Annotated in this window: 21 protein-coding genes; 11 read left to right on the top strand and 10 right to left on the bottom strand. The window is 67.4% G+C overall.

Annotated elements, in window-relative coordinates:
* The first annotated feature begins 31 nt into the window (after window positions 1-31).
* The 5 genes from IP90_RS00890 to IP90_RS00870 all read left to right on the top strand — a co-directional run bounded on the left by IP90_RS00890 (window position 32) and on the right by IP90_RS00870 (window position 3,720).
* Window positions 32-748, top strand: coding sequence for a thiol:disulfide interchange protein DsbA/DsbL (locus IP90_RS00890; RefSeq protein ID WP_144897712.1), 717 nt, complete (start codon window positions 32-34; stop codon window positions 746-748).
* An 86-nt stretch (window positions 749-834) separates the two neighbouring features.
* A complete protein-coding gene (locus IP90_RS00885; protein WP_144897710.1) occupies window positions 835-1,686 on the top strand; it encodes a thiol:disulfide interchange protein DsbA/DsbL in 852 nt (283 codons plus the stop codon).
* 43 nt (window positions 1,687-1,729) lie between these two features.
* Window positions 1,730-2,371, top strand: coding sequence for a thiol:disulfide interchange protein DsbA/DsbL (locus IP90_RS00880; RefSeq protein ID WP_144897708.1), 642 nt, complete (start codon window positions 1,730-1,732; stop codon window positions 2,369-2,371).
* Between the two features lie 17 nt (window positions 2,372-2,388).
* A complete protein-coding gene (locus tag IP90_RS00875; RefSeq protein ID WP_144897707.1) occupies window positions 2,389-3,165 on the top strand; it encodes an endonuclease/exonuclease/phosphatase family protein in 777 nt (258 codons plus the stop codon).
* Between the two features lie 168 nt (window positions 3,166-3,333).
* On the top strand, window positions 3,334-3,720 hold the full coding sequence (locus tag IP90_RS00870) for a hypothetical protein (protein WP_144897704.1): 387 nt from the start codon (window positions 3,334-3,336) through the stop codon (window positions 3,718-3,720).
* 11 nt (window positions 3,721-3,731) lie between these two features.
* Here the strand turns inward: IP90_RS00870 and IP90_RS00865 are convergent, their stop codons facing one another.
* Entirely contained in the window at window positions 3,732-4,511 is a 780-nt protein-coding gene (locus tag IP90_RS00865; RefSeq protein WP_144898145.1) for a sulfite exporter TauE/SafE family protein, read from the bottom strand.
* Between the two features lie 121 nt (window positions 4,512-4,632).
* Here IP90_RS00865 and IP90_RS00860 point away from each other — a divergent pair, with 121 nt between their 5' ends.
* The 5 genes from IP90_RS00860 to IP90_RS00840 all read left to right on the top strand — a co-directional run bounded on the left by IP90_RS00860 (window position 4,633) and on the right by IP90_RS00840 (window position 12,055).
* Complete coding sequence (locus IP90_RS00860; protein WP_242007435.1) at window positions 4,633-6,573, top strand: transglycosylase SLT domain-containing protein; 1,941 nt, start codon at window positions 4,633-4,635, stop codon at window positions 6,571-6,573.
* A gap of 10 nt (window positions 6,574-6,583) precedes the next feature.
* Entirely contained in the window at window positions 6,584-7,486 is a 903-nt protein-coding gene (locus IP90_RS00855; RefSeq protein WP_144897702.1) for a complex I NDUFA9 subunit family protein, read from the top strand.
* Between the two features lie 80 nt (window positions 7,487-7,566).
* The gene (locus IP90_RS00850; protein WP_144897700.1) at window positions 7,567-8,802 is read left to right on the top strand and encodes a multifunctional CCA addition/repair protein; all 1,236 of its coding nucleotides are present in this window, start codon (window positions 7,567-7,569) and stop codon (window positions 8,800-8,802) included.
* 333 nt (window positions 8,803-9,135) lie between these two features.
* Complete coding sequence (locus IP90_RS00845) at window positions 9,136-9,447, top strand: hypothetical protein (protein WP_144897699.1); 312 nt, start codon at window positions 9,136-9,138, stop codon at window positions 9,445-9,447.
* A 124-nt stretch (window positions 9,448-9,571) separates the two neighbouring features.
* Complete coding sequence (locus IP90_RS00840) at window positions 9,572-12,055, top strand: membrane-bound PQQ-dependent dehydrogenase, glucose/quinate/shikimate family (protein ID WP_144897697.1); 2,484 nt, start codon at window positions 9,572-9,574, stop codon at window positions 12,053-12,055.
* 21 nt (window positions 12,056-12,076) lie between these two features.
* On the opposite strand, the gene IP90_RS00835 is transcribed toward IP90_RS00840, so the two are convergent.
* The 9 genes from IP90_RS00835 to IP90_RS00795 form a co-directional block, all read right to left on the bottom strand.
* Window positions 12,077-12,952: a DNA alkylation repair protein gene (locus IP90_RS00835; RefSeq protein WP_199753362.1), complete on the bottom strand. Its 876-nt coding sequence runs from the start codon at window positions 12,950-12,952 to the stop codon at window positions 12,077-12,079.
* Window positions 12,953-13,179: 227 nt separating this feature from the next.
* Window positions 13,180-13,611: a hypothetical protein gene (locus IP90_RS00830; RefSeq protein WP_144897693.1), complete on the bottom strand. Its 432-nt coding sequence runs from the start codon at window positions 13,609-13,611 to the stop codon at window positions 13,180-13,182.
* Window positions 13,608-14,108 carry an SRPBCC family protein gene (locus IP90_RS00825; RefSeq protein WP_144897691.1) on the bottom strand — a complete coding sequence of 167 codons (501 nt, stop codon included), beginning with the start codon at window positions 14,106-14,108 and terminating at the stop codon, window positions 13,608-13,610. Before IP90_RS00825 ends, IP90_RS00830 begins: the two co-directional genes overlap by 4 nt.
* Before the next feature lie 69 nt (window positions 14,109-14,177).
* The gene (locus IP90_RS00820; RefSeq protein WP_144897689.1) at window positions 14,178-14,567 is read right to left on the bottom strand and encodes an ArsR/SmtB family transcription factor; all 390 of its coding nucleotides are present in this window, start codon (window positions 14,565-14,567) and stop codon (window positions 14,178-14,180) included.
* A 102-nt stretch (window positions 14,568-14,669) separates the two neighbouring features.
* The gene (locus tag IP90_RS00815; protein WP_144897687.1) at window positions 14,670-15,743 is read right to left on the bottom strand and encodes an acyltransferase family protein; all 1,074 of its coding nucleotides are present in this window, start codon (window positions 15,741-15,743) and stop codon (window positions 14,670-14,672) included.
* A 74-nt stretch (window positions 15,744-15,817) separates the two neighbouring features.
* Complete coding sequence (gene nagA / locus IP90_RS00810; RefSeq protein WP_144897686.1) at window positions 15,818-16,957, bottom strand: N-acetylglucosamine-6-phosphate deacetylase; 1,140 nt, start codon at window positions 16,955-16,957, stop codon at window positions 15,818-15,820.
* Window positions 16,957-18,027, bottom strand: coding sequence for an SIS domain-containing protein (locus tag IP90_RS00805; protein WP_144897684.1), 1,071 nt, complete (start codon window positions 18,025-18,027; stop codon window positions 16,957-16,959). The genes nagA and IP90_RS00805 overlap by 1 nt, the downstream gene beginning before the upstream one ends.
* A 10-nt stretch (window positions 18,028-18,037) precedes the next feature.
* Window positions 18,038-19,096, bottom strand: a complete 1,059-nt coding sequence (locus IP90_RS00800; protein WP_144897682.1) for a LacI family DNA-binding transcriptional regulator — start codon at window positions 19,094-19,096, stop codon at window positions 18,038-18,040.
* A gap of 57 nt (window positions 19,097-19,153) precedes the next feature.
* On the bottom strand, window positions 19,154-20,440 hold the full coding sequence (locus IP90_RS00795; protein ID WP_144897681.1) for a sugar MFS transporter: 1,287 nt from the start codon (window positions 20,438-20,440) through the stop codon (window positions 19,154-19,156).
* 382 nt (window positions 20,441-20,822) lie between these two features.
* Here IP90_RS00795 and IP90_RS00790 point away from each other — a divergent pair, with 382 nt between their 5' ends.
* A complete protein-coding gene (locus IP90_RS00790) occupies window positions 20,823-21,851 on the top strand; it encodes a glucokinase family protein (protein ID WP_425477044.1) in 1,029 nt (342 codons plus the stop codon).
* Window positions 21,852-21,886 lie beyond the last annotated feature (35 nt).

Genomic DNA, 21,886 nt, shown 5'->3' with positions numbered 1-21,886 from the left:
TCCAGACCTGCAAAAACCCGGAGTGCCGTCGATGACCAAGCGCCTCGCCCTGCTGCTAGTGTTGCTGCTGCCGCTGGCGGCCTGCAACCGGTCGGCACCTCCCACGCCCGACACCGCCGCAGGCGCCACGCCCGCCGCGGCTGACGCCATCGCCAGTCCCGGCACGCCGGTGGCCGGCGTCGACTACATCGAGATTCCCAACGGCCAGCCTTTCGCGCCGGTGGAAGGCAAGGTCGAGGTAGCCGAGGCGTTCGGCTATCCCTGCCCGCACTGCGCGCATTTCGAACCGATGCTGACCACGTGGAAGGCGAAGCTGCCCGACAGCGCGCGTTTCGTATCCGTGCCGGCGCCGTTCGGCGGCCCCTGGGACGACTTTGCCCGCGGCTACTTCGCCGCCGAGGCGCTCGGCCTGGCCGACAGGACCCACATGGCGATGTTCCAGGCGATCCACGGCCAGCGCAGCCTGGCGCCGAACGCATCGGTCGAGCAGATCGCTGCGTTCTACGGCTTGCACGGCGCCAACGCCGCCGATTTCGCCGCCGCCATGCGCAGCGCGCAGGTCGATGCCAGGCTCGAGCAGGCGCGCCGTTTCCTGGCCGCCAGCGAAGTCGCCGGTGCGCCGCAGATCGGCACGCCGATGATGATCGTCAACGGCAAATACCGCATCGACGCGGGCCAGGGCGGCTACGAGAAGATGCTCGACACCGTCGACAAGCTGGTCGCGCGCGAAAGCGCCGCCGGCGGTTGATTCAGGGCGCTGCGGTTGCAAAGCCGGCACGGCGCACCGATAACATTCCTCGTCCGTGACGTGACGATCCAACGGAGTTTCCAGCGATGACCAAGCGCCTTGCCCTGCTGCTGCTCGCCCTGCTGCCGCTGATCGCGTGCCAGCCGCAAACGCCGGCCACCGACACCACACCGGCCGCCGCCGAAAGCGTCGCGGCCGCCAGCAACGAACCGCTGCCGGCCGGTGAACCGGCCCTGCCCGCCGACGCCCCGGTCCCGGCCGGAACCGACGTGGCGGCAACGGATGCCGCACCAGTCGAAGCCGCCTCGGCCACCCCCGACGCTGCCCCGGTCGCCAACACGCCGCCAGCTTCCGGCGACAGCCTGGTAGCCGGCGTCGATTACATCGAGATCCCCAACGGCCAGCCGTTCCTTCCGCTCGACGGCAAGGTCGAGGTGGTCGAAGTGTTCGGTTACGTGTGCCCGGCCTGCGCGCAGTTCCAGCCGCTGGTCAACGGCTGGAAGACGAAGCTGCCGGCCAACGTGCGCTTCACCTACGTTCCGGCGGCCTTCGGCGGCCCGTGGACCAACTACGCCAAGGCCTATTACGCCGCCGAGACCCTGGGCCTGGTCGAGCGCACCCACGACGACCTGTTCAAGGCCATCCACATCGACCAGACCCTGAAGGGCGAACGCGGCCAGGATTCGGTCGCCGACATCGCCGCGTTCTACGGCAAGCACGGCGTCGATCCGAAACAGTTCGCCAGCACCCTGGAAAGCTTTGCGGTCGACGCCAAGCTCAACCGCGCCAAACAGTGGGCGGTGCGTTCCGGCCTGGAAGGCACGCCGACGATCATCGTCAACGGCAAATACCGGGTGAAGGGCAAGACCTTCCCCGACATGCTGCGCATCGCCGACGTACTGATCGCGCGCGAGACCGCCGCGGCCAATGCCGGCTGAGCCGATCGCCTCGTTCCCTCGCATCGCACGGAGCCCCGACACCATGATCAGACGCTTCACCCTGTGGTCGCTGCTGGCCGCACTGCTGCTGCCGGCGCTGGTATTCGCCCAGGCCAGCGCCGCCGCGCTGGTACCCGGCGTCGACTACGAGGAGATCGCCGACGGCCGGCCGTTCGGGCCCGCCGACGGCAAGGTCGAGGTGGTCGAGATCTTTGCCTACAGCTGCCACCACTGCGCCACGTTCCAGCCGATCCTGGACACCTGGAAGCGCAAGCTGCCCACCGACGTGCGCTTCACCTACGTGCCGGCGGCGTTCGATCTCGACGATCCGTTCGCGCGCGCGTTCTACGCCGCGCAGGACAAGGGCCTGCTGGCGCGTACCCACGAGGCCATGTTCAAGGCGGTGAACAGCGACATCACCCTGCCGCGCAATGCCACGCCCGACGAAGTCGCTGCGTTCTATGCGCGGTATGGCGTGAGCCCCGCGGCATTCGCGGCCGCGATGCAGGCGCCGGCGGTCGAAGCCAGGGTCCGGCAGGCGCGCGAGTTCGCCATCGCCAGTGACCTGCAGGGCACGCCGACCCTGGTCGTCAACGGACGTTATCGCGTGCTCGGCAACAGTTTCGACGACATGCTGCGCATCGCCGACCAGCTGATCGCGAAGGAGCGCGCCGCGCGCCGCTGAGCACGCACGCGACCGCCATGCCGATCGAGCGCCAGGACGAAAAACGCCGGCTGCGCCTGCTCAGCGCCAACATACAGGCCGGCTCCAGCACGCGCCGCTACAGCGATTACGCCATGCGCAGCTGGTCGCACGTGCTGCCGGCCGGCAACAAGCGCGGTGCGCTCGATGCGATCGCGCAACTGGCTGGCGACCACGACATCGTGGGCCTGCAGGAAAGCGATCCGGGCAGCTGGCGCTCCGGTTTCACCAACCAGACCCACTACCTGGCCGAGCGCGGCGGCTTCGATTACTGGAGCCACCAGCCCAATCGCCGCGTCGGCAACGTCGCCTCCAGCGCCAACGGCCTGCTGAGCAAGCTCGAGCCGATCGAGGTCACCGACTACGCCCTCCCCGGCCGCATTTCCGGGCGCGGCGTGCTGATGGCGCGCTTCGGCAATGGCGACCAGGGCCTGACAGTAGCGGTGGCGCACCTGTCGCTGGGCACGCAGTCGCGCCGCGCGCAGCTGGCCTATATCGCCGAACTGCTGTCGGGACACGAGAACGCGGTGCTGATGGGCGATTTCAACTGCCTGCCCGATCGCCCGGAAATGCAGGCGCTATATCGCCACACGCGCCTGCAGCCACCGGCTTCCTGCGTGCTGACATTCCCGAGCTGGCGCCCGCAACGGGCGATCGACCATATCCTGGTGACCGACACGCTGGGGCTCGCCGGCATGCGCGCGTTTCCGGCAGCGCTGTCGGATCATCTGGCATTGTCGTTGGAACTGGATGTGCCGGAGGCGGCGTTGCGCTGATCTCAAAAAGCTTCCGCCCGCTACGCGTGCGGGTCACTTTCTCTGGATGGGGCCAAGAGAAAGTAACCAAAGAGAAGGCCCTTCCCCGACAAATCAATCCGGCAAGAGGAGTGGCTCGCGATTTTCCGACTCGCCATGCCTGGCTCGGTCGGAAAACGGCGGCCATCCATGGCCGCCGTTTTCCGGGTCTATGGAGTGCTCGGATCGCTGACAGTTCGTGCCAGCAGCCAACAGCTAGTGGCCGCAGCTAAAGCCAACGCAATCGGCAGGGTTTGGAGGGCGGCCAACGCTGCAATCAAATTTCAGGCGATAACAAGAATCACGGCAACGACGAAAGCGGCCCCGAATCAGCATCCATCGAGTGCAACGCAGCCAAGCCGGCTTCGGGCCCTTTCTTTGGTTACTTTCTTTGGGCCAGCAAAGAAAGCGACCCACACGCGGCAGCGGGCGGAAGCGCTTTACAACAGCCGCAGGCTGGTCAAAGCCGACCCGCAGGGTCGGGAACTTGCGTCGTCCTTCGACAAGCTCAGGATGAGCGAGGCTGGCAGCCAGTAAGAAGCCGGGCCTCAACCGCCAAACAGTACGCTGCTGCCCATCAGTGCCAGGAATGCGGCGAACACTCGCTTCAATGCCTTGCCGCTGATCGCATGCGCCAGTCTGGTGCCGAATGGCGCGGCCAGCACCGACGTGATCGCCACGCCGATCGCCGCTGGCAGGTACACGTATCCGATGGCGTGCGCCGGCAATGCGCCGGCCGGCGCGTGCAGGGCGTAACCCAGCGCGCTGCCGACGGCGATGGCGATGCCGCAGGCCGACGAGGTGCCCACCGCGCGCACCGGCACCACGCCGCGCCATACCAGCAGCGGCACGGTCATGCTGCCGCCACCGATGCCGACCACGGCCGATACCGCGCCGATGCCGACGCCGGCCGCGCTCATCGGCAAGCCCTGCGGCGTCGCGTCGCCACCGGTATTGGCCCTTGTTCCACCCCAGACCAGTTGCGCGGCGGCCAGATAGCAATATCCCGCCACGAAAATGCGCAACGCGCGATCATCCAGTTGCACTGCGAACAGGCTGCCCAACCAGCCGCCCAGCAGCAGTCCCGGCACCATCCACGCCACCGTCGGCCACAGCACGCTGCCGCGGCGATGATGCGCATACGCCGACGATGCCGCAGTCAGCACGATGCTGGCCATCGAACTGGCCAGTGCCGCATGCATCGCCGCGTCCTTCGGCACGCCATGTAGCGGCAGCAACCACACCAGCGCCGCCACCAGCACCAGGCCGCCGCCGATGCCGAGCAGGCCGGCGAGCACGCCGGCAATCGCGCCGAGCAGCGGAAACATCCAGAAGCCTTCCATCACCATCAAAACCTCTTCGTAGACCGATGAATTCCGACACGAAACCGCGAAATCCGGTTCACGGACCATCGGCTATAGTCCGCCGATGCACATGCCCAAACCCCGCATGCTACTCGCAGCCATGCTATTGGCCTTCGCCGGCGCAGCCCCTGCGCAGTCCTCCGACGCACGGATGCGCGCGGCGATCGAAGCCGCCGAGCGCGGCCAGTTCGACGCCTCGCAATCCGCGCAACTGCAACGCGACCCCATTTACGGCTGGCTCGAATACGCCGCGCTGAGACGCGATATCGACACGCTGCCGGCCGCACAGGCGCAGGCTTTCCTGTCGCGCTACCAGGACCAGGCCGTGGCCGACGCGTTCCGTGAGGTCTGGCTGGCCGCGGTCGCGCGCCGCAAGGACTGGTCCGCGTTGCGCGCCGCGTGGTCGCCATCGATCAAGGACACCGCGCTGCGTTGCGCGGAGTTGAATGCACGCCTGGCCACCGGCGCCGGCGATGCGCAATGGACCAGGGACGCGCAGGCGATCTGGCGCAACGGCAAATCATTGCCTGGCGCGTGCGAGCCGGTGTTCGAGGCGCTGGCCGCGAAAGGCGGCCTGTCGCCGGCACTGCGCTGGGAACGCTTCGACCTGGCCGCCGCCGAATGGCAGCCGGCGGTGATGCGCGCCGCGGCGCGCGGCCTGCCCGCCGACGAAGCGACGCTGGCAAACGACTACGCCGCGTTCATGGAAAAGGTGCACGAACGCGCACTCGACTGGCCGAAGACGCCGCGCAGCCGCATGGTCGCGTCGCAGGGCCTGGCCAAGCTGGCGAAATCGAATCCGGCTTCGGCCGAAATGCAGTTACCCCGATTCGCCAGCGCACTCGGCCTCGACCAGGCCGAGCGCGCGCGCGTGCTTTACCAGATTGCGTTGTGGACGGTGGCCTCGTACGAGCCGGATTCCGCGCGACGCCTGGATGCGGTGCCGGATTCGGCCTACGACGAGCGCCTGCACGAATGGCGCGCGCGCGAGGCGATGTCGCGCGGCGACTGGCCGGCGGCGCTGGCCGCGATCCGCAGGATGGACGCTGCGCAGCGCGACAATTCGCGCTGGAAATATTTCGAGGCACGGCTGTCCGAGCTCGGCGGTGACAAGGCCGGCGCGCAGGCGCTGTATCGCGCCGCGGCGCGCAAGTCCGATTTCCACGGCTTCCTGGCCGCCGATCGCATCGGCCTGCCGTATGCGCTGTGCCCTTGGCAGCCGGACGATGCTTCGGCCAAGCCCGGCGTCGCGCGCGATCCGGCCATCGTCCGCGCCATGGCCCTGTATCGCATCGGCCGCTCCGGATGGGCACAACGCGAATGGGACGACGCGCTGACGCGCTTCGATGACCGGCAGCGCCGCGCCGCGGTCGCGGTGGCGCAGGACAACGGCTGGTTCGACCGTGCCGTGTTCGCACTGGGCAAGGCCAAGGGCGAGAGCAAACCCGACGAACTGCGCCTGTACCAGCTGCGTTTTCCTCTGCACCACGACGCGACGATCCGTCGCGAAGCCGCGAAGCACGGCCTCGACCCGGCGTGGGTGGCCGCGGAAATACGCGCCGAAAGCGTGTTCAATCCGAATGCGCGCTCGCCTGCCAACGCGATGGGCCTGATGCAGCTGCTGCCCGGCACCGGCGCCGATACCGCGCGCCGCATCGGACTGCCCTGGGGCGGCGCCGACAGCCTGTACGACGCCGATACCAACATCGCGCTGGGCACCGCTTACCTGCGGCAGATGGAGGACAAGTACGGAAAGCCCTACGTCGCGATCGCCGCCTACAACGCCGGCCCTACGCCGACCGCGCGCTGGCAGTCGCAGCGGCCTGGCTTTGATCCGGATTTCTGGATCGAGACGATCAGCTACAAGGAAACCCGCGAGTACGTCGCTCGGGTACTGGCCTTCAGCGTGCTCTACGACTGGCGCATGAATGGCGACGCATTGCCGCTCAGCGACCGCATCCGCGGAGTCGACTCGGGCAAGCGCAAGCCCTTCACCTGTCCGACGCCGGAAGCGCCTTCGAGCTAGGGCCGCGGCGATGGACAATCCACGCATCGCAATCCTGGGAGGCAGCGGTTTCGTCGGCCGCCACCTGCTGGCGCGGCTGCGCGAGGACGACTTCAGGATCCGCGTCATCGGTCGCGGCGATGCCGATGCCGTGCCGCAACTGCGAATGCGGGACGGGGCCGAATGGATCACCGGCGACGTCCACGACGCGGCGTTCCTGCGCGCCGCATTCAGCGGCTGCGATGCCGTGGTCAACCTGGCCGGCATCCTCAACGAACAGGGCGACGACGGCAGCGGCTTCGACCGCGTGTTCGTCGAACTGACCGAACAGGTGATCGCTGCCATGCGCGAAACGGGCGTGGCGCGCCTGCTGCAGATGAGTGCGCTGCACGCCGGCGGCGGCGACAGTCATTACCTGCAGGCGCGCGGCCATGCCGAAACGCGGGTACGCGAATCCAGACTGGACTGGACACTGTTCCGGCCTTCGGTAATTGCCGGCCCGGGCGATGGACTGTTCTGCCGTTTCGCCCGACTGCTGCGCTTCACGCCGATGCTGCCGATCGGGCGCGCCGGGGCGCTGTTCCAGCCGGTGTGGATCGGCGATGTCTGCGAAGCCTTCGCACGCGCACTACGCAATCCGGCCAGCATCGGTCAGTGCTACGACCTGGTCGGACCGGAGCGTTACACGCTGGCCGACATCGTGCGCATGACCGCGCAGGCGAAAGGCTGGACGCGTGGCGTGATCGCCCTGCCCGACGCGCTGGGCCAGGTGCAGGCCGAAGTCGGCGAGCACCTGCCCGGCAAGCCGATCAGCCGCGACAACTGGCGTTCGCTGCAACTGGATTCGACCAGCGACGACAACGGCCTGCCGAAACTGGGCATCACCCCGACGCCAGTGCCACCACTGCTGCCACGCATCCTCGGCGAGATGTAGCGTGCCCGTGGAGCGCAACTGATGCGACGCCCCCGCTGCTTTCCACCGCAACCCGCCCGCCCGCGTATCCTGACCGTGCCATGAAGACCTATCTCGTCGGCGGTGCGGTCCGCGACAGGTTGCTCGGCCTCGAGCCCGGTGATCGCGATCATGTCGTGGTCGGCGAAACCCCGGAGACGATGCTCGCTGCCGGCTTCAGGCCGGTCGGACGCGACTTCCCGGTATTCCTGCATCCGCGCAGCAACGAGGAATACGCGCTGGCGCGCACCGAGCGCAAATCGGCACCCGGCCATCGCGGCTTCGTCGTCGACAGCGATCCTTCGGTCACGCTCGAAGAAGACCTGAGCAGGCGCGACTTCACCATCAACGCGATTGCCGAGGACGATGACGGCACACTCGTCGACCCGTTCGACGGCGCCCGCGACGTCGAGGCGCGCGTACTGCGTCACGTCGGGCCGGCCTTCGTCGAGGATCCCCTGCGCGTGCTGCGCGCGGCGCGCTTCATGGCCCGGTTCGCACCGCTCGGTTTCACCGTCGCGCCGGAGACGATGGCGCTGATGCGCGATATGACGACGTCCGGCGAACTCGACGCGCTGGTGCCGGAACGGATCTGGCAGGAACTGTCGCGCGCGCTCGCGGCGAAACGGCCCTCCGCGTTCCTGAGCACGCTGCACGACTGCGGCGCGTTGCAGGCGATCCTGCCGGAAGTGGAAGCGCTTTACGGCGTGCCGCAACGCGCCGAATACCATCCGGAAGTCGACACCGGCGTGCACGTGGAGATGGTCTGCGACATGGCCGCACGACTGGCGCCCGGCGACGACCTGATCGGATTCGCCGCGTTGACCCATGACCTCGGCAAGGCCCTGACGCCGGTGGACGAGTTGCCGAAGCACCTGATGCACGAGCAACGCGGCCTGGCTCCGTTGCGTGCGCTGTGCGAGCGCCTGAAGGTGCCGACCGCGTATCGCGAACTGGCGCTGACCGCCTGCCGAGAACACCTCAACGTGCATCGCCTGGCGGAGCTGCGCGACGACACCGTGCACAAGCTGCTGGAGCGCTGCGACGCTTTCCGCAAACCGGAGCGCATCGCGCAGCTGGCCCTGGTCTGCGAAGCCGACAAGCGCGGCCGCGGCGGTGCTGGCGACGACGATTACCCGCCGGGCCGCGAACTGCAGCGACTGCATGCCGCCGCATTGGCCGTGCGCGCTGCGGACGTCGCACGCGAGGGACTGCAGGGCCCGGCATTGGGCGAGGCATTGCGCAAGGCACGCATCGTGGCCATCCGGCAGGCACGCGCCGCATCGTCTGCGCGTTGACTCCATCGTTCGAAGCCTGATCCAGGCTGTTTCGCATCTCCCTGGGCATCAGCGAGAGTCCTGTCTTTCAGGCACCGGCGGCGGAAGTCCAGGCGACACGCGGCATCACGACGCGGCAACATCCGCGGTAGCTATATAGGCTCGGCTGCGCCATCCGCAGGCCTCCGCCGACGTTCGACGGAAGCACAAGAATCATGCCAGTACACGGACAAGAAAACGTCCGCGCGGACGGCAGCGTTCAAGCAGGCACACAGGGTTGGACAGGGGTGGCCGTCATCGCGGCATGGACGCATGCAGCCGTTTCCTCCATGACAACCGCTGAGGAGTCGCACCATGAAGTACCGAATGTCCGTCGCGCTTCCGCTCCTGCTGGCCAGCACTGCGGTGATCGCGCAGCAGGCCCTTCCCGCCGTCGAGGTACGCGCCGAAACCGAGGAATCGCTGACCGTGGATTGCCTCGATCCCAGGGAACCGAGCCTGAAGGATGTCGAACGCGTGCTGGCCATCAACGATCCCACCCAGACCGTCGGTCTGCGCAGCAAGCTGATGACCGCCGCCGCTGAAGCCTGTGCGGCGAGCGCTGCGCGGATCAAGGTGGCTCGCACCGGCAGCGGCAAGGCGCTGACCTGGGAACCGCTGAACTGAGAGGCCATGCGGCCGTGCCGGACGGCGATTCCTCACGTTGCCTTTTCGACGAGGCTTGCAGACTCCGATCCGGATGCGATCGCCATTGCCGGTACGGCGTGGCCAGTCTGCATGGAGGTATCGCATGTCCAGCACGCCCGCGCGTCGCCCGAGTCGCTGGCCGCTGATCCTGCTTGGCATCGTGACGGCGTTGCTGGGCCTGGCGCTGGCAGTCGGCGGCGCGTGGTTGCTGATCCTCGGTGGCTCCTGGTATTACCTGCCGGCGGGCATCGGCCTGCTGGTCGCCGGGGTGCAACTGGCGCGCGACCGCATGTCCGGCGCGTGGTGGTTCGCGGCGGTGTTCGTCGGCACGTTGCTGTGGACGGCGTGGGAATCGGGACTGGATTACTGGCGCTGGGTGCCGCGGTTCGGATTGATCGTCGCGCTCGGCATCGTGCTCGCCTTGCTGCTGCCGCGCCTGTCGGGCGGCCCTTCGCGGCGCGTGTCGCGCGTCGTCGCAGCCGCGCTGGGCGTGGTCTTCATCGCGGCGTTCGCGCTGGCCTTCGTCCCCTACGGCGTCACCCGCGGGAAATCCTCTGCGCCGCAGGCCACGGCAGGCACTGTCGCGCCAAAAACCGCTGCAGGCACGTTCGTCCAGGCCAAGGATGCGCCCGCGGACGACGACTGGGCCGCGTATGGACGCAGCAATGCTGCGATGCGCTATTCGCCGCTGGCGCAGATCGATCGCGACAACGTGAAGCAACTGCAACGCGCCTGGACGTTCCGCACCGGCGACCTGCCGGAACACCGCTGGGGCGCGGAGACGACGCCACTGAAGGTCGGTGACACGCTCTACCTGTGCACGGCACGCAACCGGTTGATCGCGCTGGATGCACGCAACGGCAAGCAGCGCTGGCGCTACGATCCGAAGGTGCCCGACTCGGCGATTCCCTACACCGCAGCCTGTCGTGGTGTGGCCTATTACGCGTTGCCGGCGGATGCCGTGGCGGCGACCGCGAACGCCGCCGCCGACAGCGACGCCGCCCTGCCGGCCAATGCTGCCGCGATCGCCGCGCAGGGCTGCCCGACACGGATCATCGAAGGCACGCTCGATGGCCGCCTGATCGCGGTCGATGCGCGTACCGGCCAGCCCTGCGCCGGCTTCGGCAACAACGGCGCGATCGACATCAAGGTCGGCATGGGCAGCACGCCGCCGGGCATGGTGTCGATCACTTCGGCACCGACGATCGTGCGTGACGTGATCGTCACCGGCCACCAGGTGCTCGACGGCCAGCGTCGCGATGCGCCTTCCGGCGTGATCAAGGGATTCGATGCGGTCACCGGCGAACTGCGTTGGGCCTGGGACATGGCGCGCCCGGAAACCACCGGCCTGCCGCCGCCGGGCCAGACCTATACCCGCGGCACGCCGAACATGTGGACCACGGCCACCGGCGATGAACAGCTCGGCCTGGTCTATCTGCCGATGGGCAATTCCGCCGCCGATTACTGGAGCGGTTCGCGCACCGCGCCGGAAAACAGGTACTCGACGTCGCTGGTCGCGCTCGACGTGACCACCGGCAAGCCAGCCTGGCACTTCCAGAGCGTGCACAAGGATGTCTGGGATTACGACCTCGGCTCGCAGGCGACGCTGGTCGATTTTCCCACCGCCGGTGGCGCGGTACCGGCGCTGGTCCTGCCGAGCAAACAGGGCGACATGTACGTGCTCGATCGCCGCAGCGGCAAGTCGCTGACGCCGGTCGAGGAACGACCGGTACCGCAGGGCGGCGTCGAGCCGGAACAGCGTTCGCCGACGCAACCGTTTTCGAGCTACCACACGCTGCGCAAGCCGGACCTGACCGAGCGCGACATGTGGGGCATCTCGCCGGTCGACCAGATGATCTGTCGCATCCAGTTCCGCCGCGCCAGTTACCAAGGTTTCTACACGCCGCCGACCTCGGACACGCATTCGATCGAGTATCCCGGCTACAACGGCGGTTCCGACTGGGGCGGCATCGCGGTCGATCCGCGCCGCGGGATCATCGTCGCCAACTACAACGACATGCCCAACCATAACCGCCTGGTGCCGCGCGCGGAAGCCGACCGGCTCGGCTGGGCGCCGCGCGACGAGGTGCGCGGCGACATCGGCGGTGCCGAAGGCGCCGGCGATCCGCAGGTCGGCACGCCGTACGCCATCGACGTCAATGCCGGCTGGCGCCAGCCCTTCACCGGACTGCTGTGCAAGCAGCCGCCGTACGGCGGCATCCGCGCGATCGATCTGCGCACGGGCCAGACGCTATGGGATCGTCCCTTCGGCACGGCGCGCGCCAACGGTCCGATGGGCATTGCCTCGCACCTGCCGATCCACATCGGCACGCCGAACAATGGCGGCTCGGCCGTCACCGCCGGCGGCCTGGTGTTCATCGCCGCGGCCACCGACAACCTGATCCGTGCCATCGACATCGACACCGGCGAAACCCTCTGGCAGGACGTGCTGCCGGCCGGCGGCCAGGCCAACCCGATGGTCTACGCGATCGACGGCCGCGAGTATCTGGTCATCATGGCCGGCGGCCACCACTTCATGGAAACGCCGATCGGCGATTACGTGATCGCGTACGCGCTGCCGCAGTAACCGTTGCCGCGTATTCCGTGATCACGCCTTGAGGCGACGCTGCAGTGCAGGGCTGGACAGTTCGCGCAGCGCGTCCTTGCCGATCCATTGCGCCGCTGCCGAAGACGACCCGGCCAGTCGGCGCGCCACGCCCACCGCGGCAGTGTTCAATGCACGATTGCGCTTGCCGGTCGCGCGCAGCGCCATGTTCACCGCCTTCATGACGAAGTGGCGCTCGTCGGTGGCGGCGCGTTCGATCAGGCGCAGGCCTTCGATGAACCTTGCATCGGACGCCTGCTTGTCGTGCACGGTCAGTCCCCACAGCAGTGCAAAGGCAGCACGCTTGCCGAATTCATCGCGCTTTCCGCTCCACTGCACGACTTTCGCCCAGGCATGCGGCGCGCGGTCGAACAGCTTGAAGCACACCGTGTCGCAGATGCCCCAGTTGTCGAAGTCCCTGCACCAGCGATCCATCTGTGCGGCCGTGACCTGCGCCGGGTCGTCGATCATCGCCGCGACCATCCGCGCCTCGTACACGCCGGTATCCCAGAGCGCCGCGGCCAGCGCGCGATTGCGGCCGATCCGTTTCGACAACTGCAGCATGTGCGCCATGGTCACACCCAGCGCACGATCCGAGGGCAGCCCGTAGCGTGCCATGCCCGCCAGTGTGGCCTTGCTGCTGTGTTGTCGCAGCCATTGCAGCGTGGCCTGCAATTGCTCATCGGTCGATGTGGATGGCGTGGTCGTGGCGGCAGAACGCGTGGCAGTCTTGGCGGCTGCTTGCCTGGCCTTGGGCGTGGCTTTCGCCGCAGCTTTTGGTTTGATTCCCGCCGCGCGCGCCGATGACGCTTTCAAGGGTTCCTGCGGCGTCGCTGCGCCGGGACTCGTGCGTGCTGCAGGTGTGGCGACTTTGTTCACGGCGGTTCGAACTCCTCGCATCGTGCCCTCCCCAGCTGTCATTACGAACGCAGTGAGGGACCTGTTTTTTGCCTTGCTGCCACGGGGGAATCCACAGCAGGTCCGCCGCAGGAAGGAATCTGCTCGCGCCTCATGGCTTGGCTCGCTTCGATACCTGCCGTCCGATACCGGCGGCCGATGGGAGTTCCGCTGGGGTGATGCGTGGCGTGTCGATCATCTGCATGTTTCTATCGACGTGGTGAGCGTTCTCGAAACAGCTTCCCGCCCAGCCATGTGCATGGCAGCGCGGTGGCGGCAAGCGCGATCGGATACCACCGCGGTCCGATGTCCATCGGAATCGTGGCGATCGCACCGGCCGTGCCCAACAGCAATCCGATGAAGGCCAGCACCCAGACATGTGTCATCGGAGAATGCGGTGCCAGCCGCGCGGTGATGTAACCGCCGACGACCGTGTAGACGATGCGATAGCCCAGTGCAAGCAGGTTCAAGCCGGGTTCGTGCATCGGCTGGCCCCAGGCCGGATAGACGCCCAGTACATGGAACAACTGGTCGGTGCCGAGCGACAGCACCACCACGGCGAGGAACCCGGCGAGCACGGCGCCGACGCTGCGCCCGATCCGGCGCGCCCGGCCCTGTTGCGAAGTCGCCTGCGTGTTCATGTCGTGCCCTCCGCCTGCAGTGTCGGCAACAGCGTTTCGAGCCGGTCGTAACCCATTGCCATCCCGTGTTCCATGCCGGAAGCCAACGCACCGTCGCGCGCTTCCTTCGACGCGTACAGCACGGTGTTGGTGCTGATCGTCCTGCCTTCGACTTCGGTGAGTACCAGCGTGCCGACCGCTTCGCCGCCGGTCCAGTCCTGGTCGAAACGCTGCGTGTTGACCACGCGTTCCGGCACCACGATCTCACGATGCACGCCACCCATGCCCATCTCGCTGCCATCCGGTCCACGCCAGACGTAGCGGTAGGTGCCACCAACGCGCAGGTCGATCTCGCAGACCTCGAACGTCCAGCCCGGCGGTCCTGACATCCAGCGCTTGAGCAACTCGGCCTTGGTGAACGCATCGAACACCAGCGCCCGTGGCGCGTCGAAGACGCGGGTGATCCGGATCTCGCGATCGGTCGGCGTCGATACCTTGAACGTGTCCGCGAAACTCATCTCGTCACTCCCTCGTTGGCAGTTTGCTGGCTGATGGACATGGCTGTCGTATCGCCACGGCGACAAGGCTCAAGCCGGTGGGCGTCGACGCCTGTTGCGTGCGGGTGTCGGCTGGCCTGCCTTCAATTCCTCGAGCACGCCATCCAGGCGCAGGTAGGACAACTCCCAGAATTCCCGGTAGCGCTCCAGCCACTGGTTGGCTTCGGCCAGCGGTTGCGCCTCCAGCCTGCGCGGGCGACGTTGCGCCACGTTGCCGCTCGAGATCAGGCCGGCACGCTCCAGTACCTTGAGGTGTTTGGAGATCGCCGGCTGGCTCATCGCGAACGGTTCGGCCAGTTCGGTCACCGAAGCTTCGCCGGCAGCCAGACGCGCCAGGATCGCGCGCCGGGTCGGATCGGCCAGCGCGGCGAAGGTCGCATCGAGGCGGTCGGGCGTGATGGGATCGGAGGACGGATTCATAACCCGATGGTTATTCAACGTTCGAGCCCTGTCAAGCCTTGCGAATGAGGCCAATCGGCGCATTCGATGGCCCTCGGCATGGAGCCATTGCCAGTCAACCAGTCAGATCTTGATGTGCCAGCCGCGCCGGTCCATCGCGCGCACGATCAGCCACCACAGCGCGACGAACGCCATCGCGAACAGCAGCGACGGCAGCGCGGGACCGAAACGCGGGGTCAGCCAGTCGGCGAAGCCGATGCGATAGAGCGGCTCCCACCATCCGAGTGCCGCGAACACGATCACCATCGCCGCGGAACCGGCATAGGCGACGATCGCGTTGACGCCGAAGCTGCGACCCAGCGCGGACCAGCCGCGGCGGTCGATTAAGACATGCGCCATCGCCAGCGCCAGCATCGCCCAGCCCGCCGTCCACAATACGTACGACGAGGTCCACAGGTTCTTGTTGAGCGGCAGCGACAACGACCACAGTCCTCCCAGCAGCAGCGATGCGGCGCCGGTCAGGCAGAGCGTGCGCAGTCGATCATGGCGCAACCAGTCGCCCGCGCGCAGGCCGAACAGGGTGGTCGCGATCGCGGGCAAGGTGCTCAACAGGCCTTCCGGATCGTGGCCGCGGCCGCTGGCCGGATCGAACTGGTACAGCAATACGCCGAACAGTGCCGTATCGACGCGGCTGGCGATATTGTCCAGCGGCGCGTAACTGCCGCCCGCGGCGAGCAACGCCCAGTAACCCAGCAGCAGCGTCGACAGGATCCACCACTGCGCCCGCGCACGCGTGTGGATCGCCAGCACGCCGACGATGGCAAAGCACAACCCGATACGCTGCAGCACGCCCCAGGGACGGAAGTGTTCCCTGTCGAGCAGCCACCAGGCGAGCAGGTGCAGCAGCAGGCCGAGTCCGATGATGCGCGCGGCGCGGATCAATACCGTTCGTTGCAGCAGCAATCGGTCGGAGCCGGCTTCGACGCGCGGCACGATGCCCAGCGCGATCGAGACGCCGACCACGAACAGGAAGAACGGAAAGATCAAATCCGTCGGCGTGCAGCCATGCCAGTCCGCATGCAGCAGCGGCGCGTAGACGTGGCCCCAATCGCCGGGATTGTTGACCAGCAGCATCGCCGCGACGGTGAGGCCGCGCAAGGCATCGACGGAAGTGAATCGCTGCGGTTTCGACGACACGGTTTACCTCATCGCGAAGCGTTCGTGCCTGCGTGATACCGCATGCGGATCACCCATGCGAATCCAGGCGACGATCAATCCGGACGGCCGCCAATCCACGTCGCTACGACCTGCAGCGCTGCGTCCAGCACCACGAAGTCGGCGTGATAGCCGGCGGCGATGCGTCCGTGACTGTCGCCCAGGCCGAGGAATTCGGCGGGATAGGTCGAGGCCATGCGCGCGGCTTCCTCCAGCGGCAGGCCGAGCATGCCGACCGTGTTGCGCACGGCGCTGGCCATGTCCAGCGCGGAACCTGCGAGCGAGCCGGCGGCGTTGCGCACCACGCCATCGCGCGCGGTGATGATCTCGCCGTACAGCTCGTAGCTGGGATCGTCGGCGCCGACCGGCGGCATCGCATCGGTGACCAGGAACACCTTGCCGCGCGGCTTGGCAGCCAGCGCCACGCGCAGGCTGGCCGGGTGCACGTGCACGCCGTCGACGATCACGCCGCACCAGCTGTTGCGATCTTCCAGCGCGGCGCCGACCACGCCGGGCTCGCGTCCCTGCAGCGGCGTCATCGCGTTGTACAGATGGGTGAAGCCGCTGACGCCGGCGTCGAGCCCGGCGCGGATCTGTTCGTAGCTGCCGGCGGTGTGGCCGGCAGCGACGATCGCGCCGCGTTCGACCAGCGCGCGGATGTCGTCCAGCGGCACCTGCTCCGGCGCCAGCGTGATCAGCGTGCAGCCGTTGTCGAGTGAGGTTGCCAGTTCGATTTCCTGCGCATCGGGCGCGCGGAACTTGGCCGGATCATGCGTGCCCTTGCGCGCCGGTGCGATGTAGGGGCCTTCCAGATGGATGCCGAGCACGCCCGGCACGCCCTGTTCGATCGCCTCGCGCGTCGCGCCGATCGCCTTGCGCATCACGGCCAGGTCGTCGCTGATCAGGGTCGGCAGGTAACCGGTGGTGCCGAAACGCCGATGCGCCTGGCCGATGCGGCGCAGCGCATCGACATCCGGCGTGTTGTTGAACAGCACGCCGCCGCCGCCATTGACCTGGGCATCGATGAACCCCGGCAGCAGCCAGGCACCGCGCAGGTCGTGCGGCGTGGCTTCGCCGATGCGCAGGTCATCGCGCGGCAGCAGGTCGACGATGCGATCGCCATCGATCAGCACGACGAGGTCGTCGCGGAAACCCTGTCCGGTCAGTACCCGGCCATTGATCAGTGCAGTCGCCATCACACCGTCTCCGTGACCTTGTTGAGATGCGGCGGCATGTCCGGATTGTGCCCGCGACGCAGCGCCAGTGTGTTGATGGCGCGATAGAAACTCTGGATGGTCAGCAACGGCGCGCAGGCCGGATGCGGCGACGCGGCCAGCGGCAGGACCTGCGCCGAGCTTGCCGAAGCTTCGACGTTCGCGTCTGCGATCCAGACCTGCGCACCGCGCGCGCGGAACTCTTCGGCCGCCGCGCGCGTGCCGGCACCGGTTTCGTCCGGCTGCGCGAACGCCAGTACCGGGAAGCCCGGCCCGACCAGCGCCATCGGCCCGTGCCTCACTTCGGCCGAACTGTAGGCCTCGGCGTGCAGGCCGCAGGTTTCCTTGAACTTGAGCGCGGCTTCCTGCGCGGCGGCCAGGCCGAGTCCGCGACCGAGCACGAACAGGTTGCGCGCATCGACCAGGCCATCGCCGAGCGCGGACCAGTCCGCCTGCCACGCCGTGCGCAGCGCATCGGGCAGACGCGGCAGCGCGTCCAGCAACGGCGCTTCGTTCTTCCAGTGCGCCGCCAGCTGCAGGATCGCCGACAGCGACGCCAGGTAACTCTTGGTCGCCGCCACGCTCCGCTCGGGCCCGGCATGCAGCGGCAGCACGGTGTCGGCCAGCGCCGCCAGCGGCGAGTCCTCCGCATTCACCAGCGCCACCACGCGCGCGCCTGCCGCGCGCGCGGCTTCGGCATTGCGCAGCAGGTCGGGGCTCTTGCCCGACTGCGAGATCACCAGGTACAGCGCGCCGCGCAGCTGCTGTTTCGCTTCATAGACCGAGCCGACCGAAGGCGACACCGACGCGGTGATGAAACCGAGCTGCGTCTCGAACACGTACTTCGCATACGTGGCGGCGTGATCCGAACTGCCGCGCGCGCAGGTGGCGATGAACGGCGGCGGCTGGCGGCGCAGTTCATCCGCAAGCCGCGACACCACTGCGGCGTTGCGCTCGAACTGGCGCGCGACCACGTCGGCGGTTTCCGCCGCTTCGCGGAACATCAGGGTGTCGCTGGCGACGGGCAATGCGTGACTCTCGTGTTGCGGCATTTCTCTGTTCTCAATTCTCGTTGCCGGATGCGCGCGGACGCATTGGCGCGGTCGAGCCGCGCACCACCAGCTGCGGCACGAAGCCCTGGTTGTGCATGACGATCGGGTTGTCCTCGTAGGCATCCTGGCGCAGGCCGCTGATCAGCAGCCGCGCCGCATGCCGCGCGATGTCTTCGGTAGCCTGCTTGGCGGTGGTCAGCGCCGGCCACGACTGCTTTGAGAACGGACTGTCCTCGAAGCCGGCGATCGACAGATCGTAGGGCACGTTCATACCCGCGGACTTGGCGGCCGCCAGCACGCCTGCGGCGATCTCGTCGTTGGAGCCGAAGATCGCGGTCGGCGGATCGCGCAGCGCCAGCAGCCGCCGCGCACCGCGGAAACCATCGTCGAAAGTGTAGTCGCCCTGCACCACCAGATGCTTGTCCAGGGTGATGCCGTAGTCCTTCAGCGCCTTCTCGTAGCCCTGGTAGCGCTCGGTACTGGAGCGGTGCGCCAGCCCGCCCCACAGGAAGCCGATGCGCTGGTGACCGAGCTGGATCAGATGCTCGGTGATCTCGTAGGCGGCATCGTGGTCGTCGACATAGACGCAGGGATGGCCATCGCGCGGATCCTCGGTCGCGGCGATGATGCGCACCAGCTTGACGCCGCGTGCGGCGAGCGCGGCGATCAATTCAGGCGACTCGGACATCGGCGCAGTCAGCACAAGTCCGGCCAGGCGCGAACGCCGCGCCCACTCGCCCAGTTCGTCGGCCAGCAGCGGCGAACTGGAATCGCAGGGATGGATCTGCAGGTCGAAACCGGTTTCCCGGCACGCCGCCAGCACGCCGTTCTGCACGCCGATGATGTGGTACGGATTGGGGTTGTCGTAGACCAGGCCGATCACGAACGGCGTCGCGCTGCGCAGGTTGCGCGCCGACGGATCGGGTTCGTAGTCGAGTTCGCTGATCGCATGCAGCACGCGCGCGCGCGTGCCCTGCATCACCGACGGCTCGTTGTTGATCACCCGCGACACCGTCTTGAGCGAGACCTTGGCCCGCTCGGCGACGTCCTTGATGGTTGGTCTGCGCACGTCAGTGTCCGCCTGCGTGGGAAGTGGTCGGTGCCATGCGCTTCACGACGGCGTTGATCACTTCGAGGCCGGCATGCCGACGCGGTGGCCGCGCATCCCGTAGTAGAGGATGTACAGGTAGCACGGCACCATCAGCAGCAGGAACACCAGCTGGAAGTGGATGTGCTGCTTCAGCAGCGCGAACAGCTGCGGGATGATCGCGCCGCCGGCGATGCCCATGATCAGCAGCGCAGAGCCGCGTTCGGTGAGGCGGCCGAGGCCTTCGATCGCCAGCGGGAAGATCGCCGGCCACATCATCGCATTGGCGAAACCCAGCGCAGCCACGAATCCGACCGACACGTAGCCGCTGGTCATGAACGCGCCGAAGGTCAACAGCACGCCGAGCATCGCCGAGAACCCGAGGTAGCGTTCCTGCGAGACGAAGCGCGGAATGAGCACCAGGCCGGCGAGGTAACCGACCAGCATCGCGATCAGCGTGAACATGGTGAAGAAGCGGGTGTCGCCCGGCGGCAGACCCAATGCGCTGCCATAGGTGCCGATGGCATCGCCCGCCATCACTTCGACGCCGACGTAGACGAAGATGCACAGCGCGCCGAGCCACACATGCGGGAACTGCATCAGGCTGTTGCGCTGGCTGGCGCCGGACGTGACCGGCGCGGCGTTGGCTTCCTCGGGGCGGATGTCGGGCAGCGGCGAACGCATCAGCGCGATCGCCAGCACTACCAGGATGCCCGCCATCACCAGGTAGGGGCCATGCACCTTGGCGGCGAAATCGTTCAACAGCGCTTCGCGCGCGACCGGTGTCGCCGCCGCCAGTTGCGCGTCGAACTTGTCGATGCCGGCCAGGACGATCACGGCGAAAGCATAGGGCGCGAGCGCGCCGGCGGTCTTGTTGCAGATGCCCATCACCGCGATGCGCTGCGCCGCGCCTTCGATCGGGCCGACGATGCTGATGTAGGGATTGGCGGCGGTCTGCAGCAGCGCCAGTCCCGCGCCGATGGTGAACAGACCGGCCAGCGCGCCCGGGTAGGAACCGCGCAGCACGAATTCGCCGAACGCGAACGCGCCCACCGCCATCACCAGCAATCCCAGCGCCATGCCCTTCTTCATGCCGGTGCGCTTGAGCAGGCTGGCCGACGGCAGCGCCAGGAAGAAGTAGGACAGGTAGAACACCGTCAGCACCAGGAACGCGCCGATGTCGCTGAGCGTGAAACGGTATTTGACGAAGGTGATCAGCGGCCCGTTGAGCCAGGTGACGAATCCGAACACGAAGAACAGCGCGCCGATGATGGCGATGGACGTGATCTGGCGCGTGGGTTGCGATGCGGACGCGGCTACGGACATGGACGGGACTCCTGGAGCAGGCAGGTTCCGGCACGGGCTCCCCATGAGCCGGGCTGGACTGGGAACAACGTTGTCACATTTTTTCGTTCCGGGCCACGACCAACGACATGGTCCAGCGCCGTATTTGCGCCGCTGGACTGCTGCGATGCAACACGGAATGCGCCCCGCGCCACCGGAATTTTGGGCAAAAAGCGCATGAATATGCACATTTTTGCAATCAATCGATCATTACGGCTTTTCAAGTTGTCGCATTTGCGACGGATCGAACGGGTCGCGGCAGAGCTTCATGACAATCTGTTGACATCGTTGTCAAAGCGCTTCCAGACTCGCCCCGAAAGCCCGTACCGGTTGTTTTGCCGCGACGTGCTCACCGGGAGTCCCTGTGGTCGCCATCGCCAGTCCATTGCCGTCGGATGCCACAAGGCCGGGCGCGCCGTTCATCGCCGCCGACGTCGGCGGCACGCATGTGCGCATCGGCCTGGTACGCGCCAGCGGCGACCCGGCGCATCCGGTCAACGTGCTCAACTACCGCAAATACGCCTGCGCGAACTACCCCGGGCTGGCCGAGATCCTCGAGGATTTCATCGCCGGACTGGACGGCACCTCGGTCGAGGAAGGCGCGATCGCCAGTGCCGGATATCCGCGCGAGGACGGTTCGCTGATCACCGCCAACCTGCCGTGGCGGGTGTCGTTGCATGAGATCCGCGCGCGCCTGGGCCTGCGCCAGTTCCGCTTCGTCAACGATTTCGAAGCTGTCGCCCACGCCGCCGCCTATGTCGATGCCAGCGAAGTGCTGCGCCTCACCGGCCCGCAGGTCGCACCGCGTGGACCCACGCTGGTGGTCGGCCCCGGCACCGGCCTCGGCGCCGCGGTCTGGATTCCAGTCGGCGCGCGCGCCGTGGTGCTGGCCACCGAAGCCGGGCAGGCGGCGCTGACCACCGGCAACGATCTGGAAATGGCGCTGCTCAAGCAGATGCTGCGGCAACGCAGCCACGTGCCGATCGAACATGCCCTGTCGGGGCCGGGCTTGAAGAATCTTCATGTCGCGCTGTGCGCGCTGCACGGCAGCGCATCGAATTACGCCACGCCCGGCGAGATCACCGCAGCCGCGCTGGCCGGACAGGATCCGCTGGCGCGCGAAAGCCTGGACGTGTTCTGCGGCCTGCTCGGCAGTGTGGTCGGCGACCTGGCGCTGCTGTATGGCGTGCAGGGCGGTATCTATCTGGCCGGCGGCATCCTGCCGCAGATCCGCGAATTCCTGATGCAGAGCAGCTTCGTCGAACGGTTCCTCAACAAGGGTCCGATGCGCGAGGCGCTGGAACGTATTCCCGTGAAGCTGGTGGAGCACGGGCAACTGGGGGTGATCGGGGCAGCCAGCTGGTATCTGGGCCAGCGCGGTGAAAGGACATGAACACCAGGGCGCCGGTGTTGGCGCAGGGAAAGAGG

Origin of the sequence: Luteimonas cucumeris (assembly GCF_007830035.1) — a bacterium.
GTDB lineage: Bacteria > Pseudomonadota > Gammaproteobacteria > Xanthomonadales > Xanthomonadaceae > Luteimonas_C > Luteimonas_C cucumeris.
This window is presented reverse-complemented; position numbering and strand designations above follow the sequence as displayed.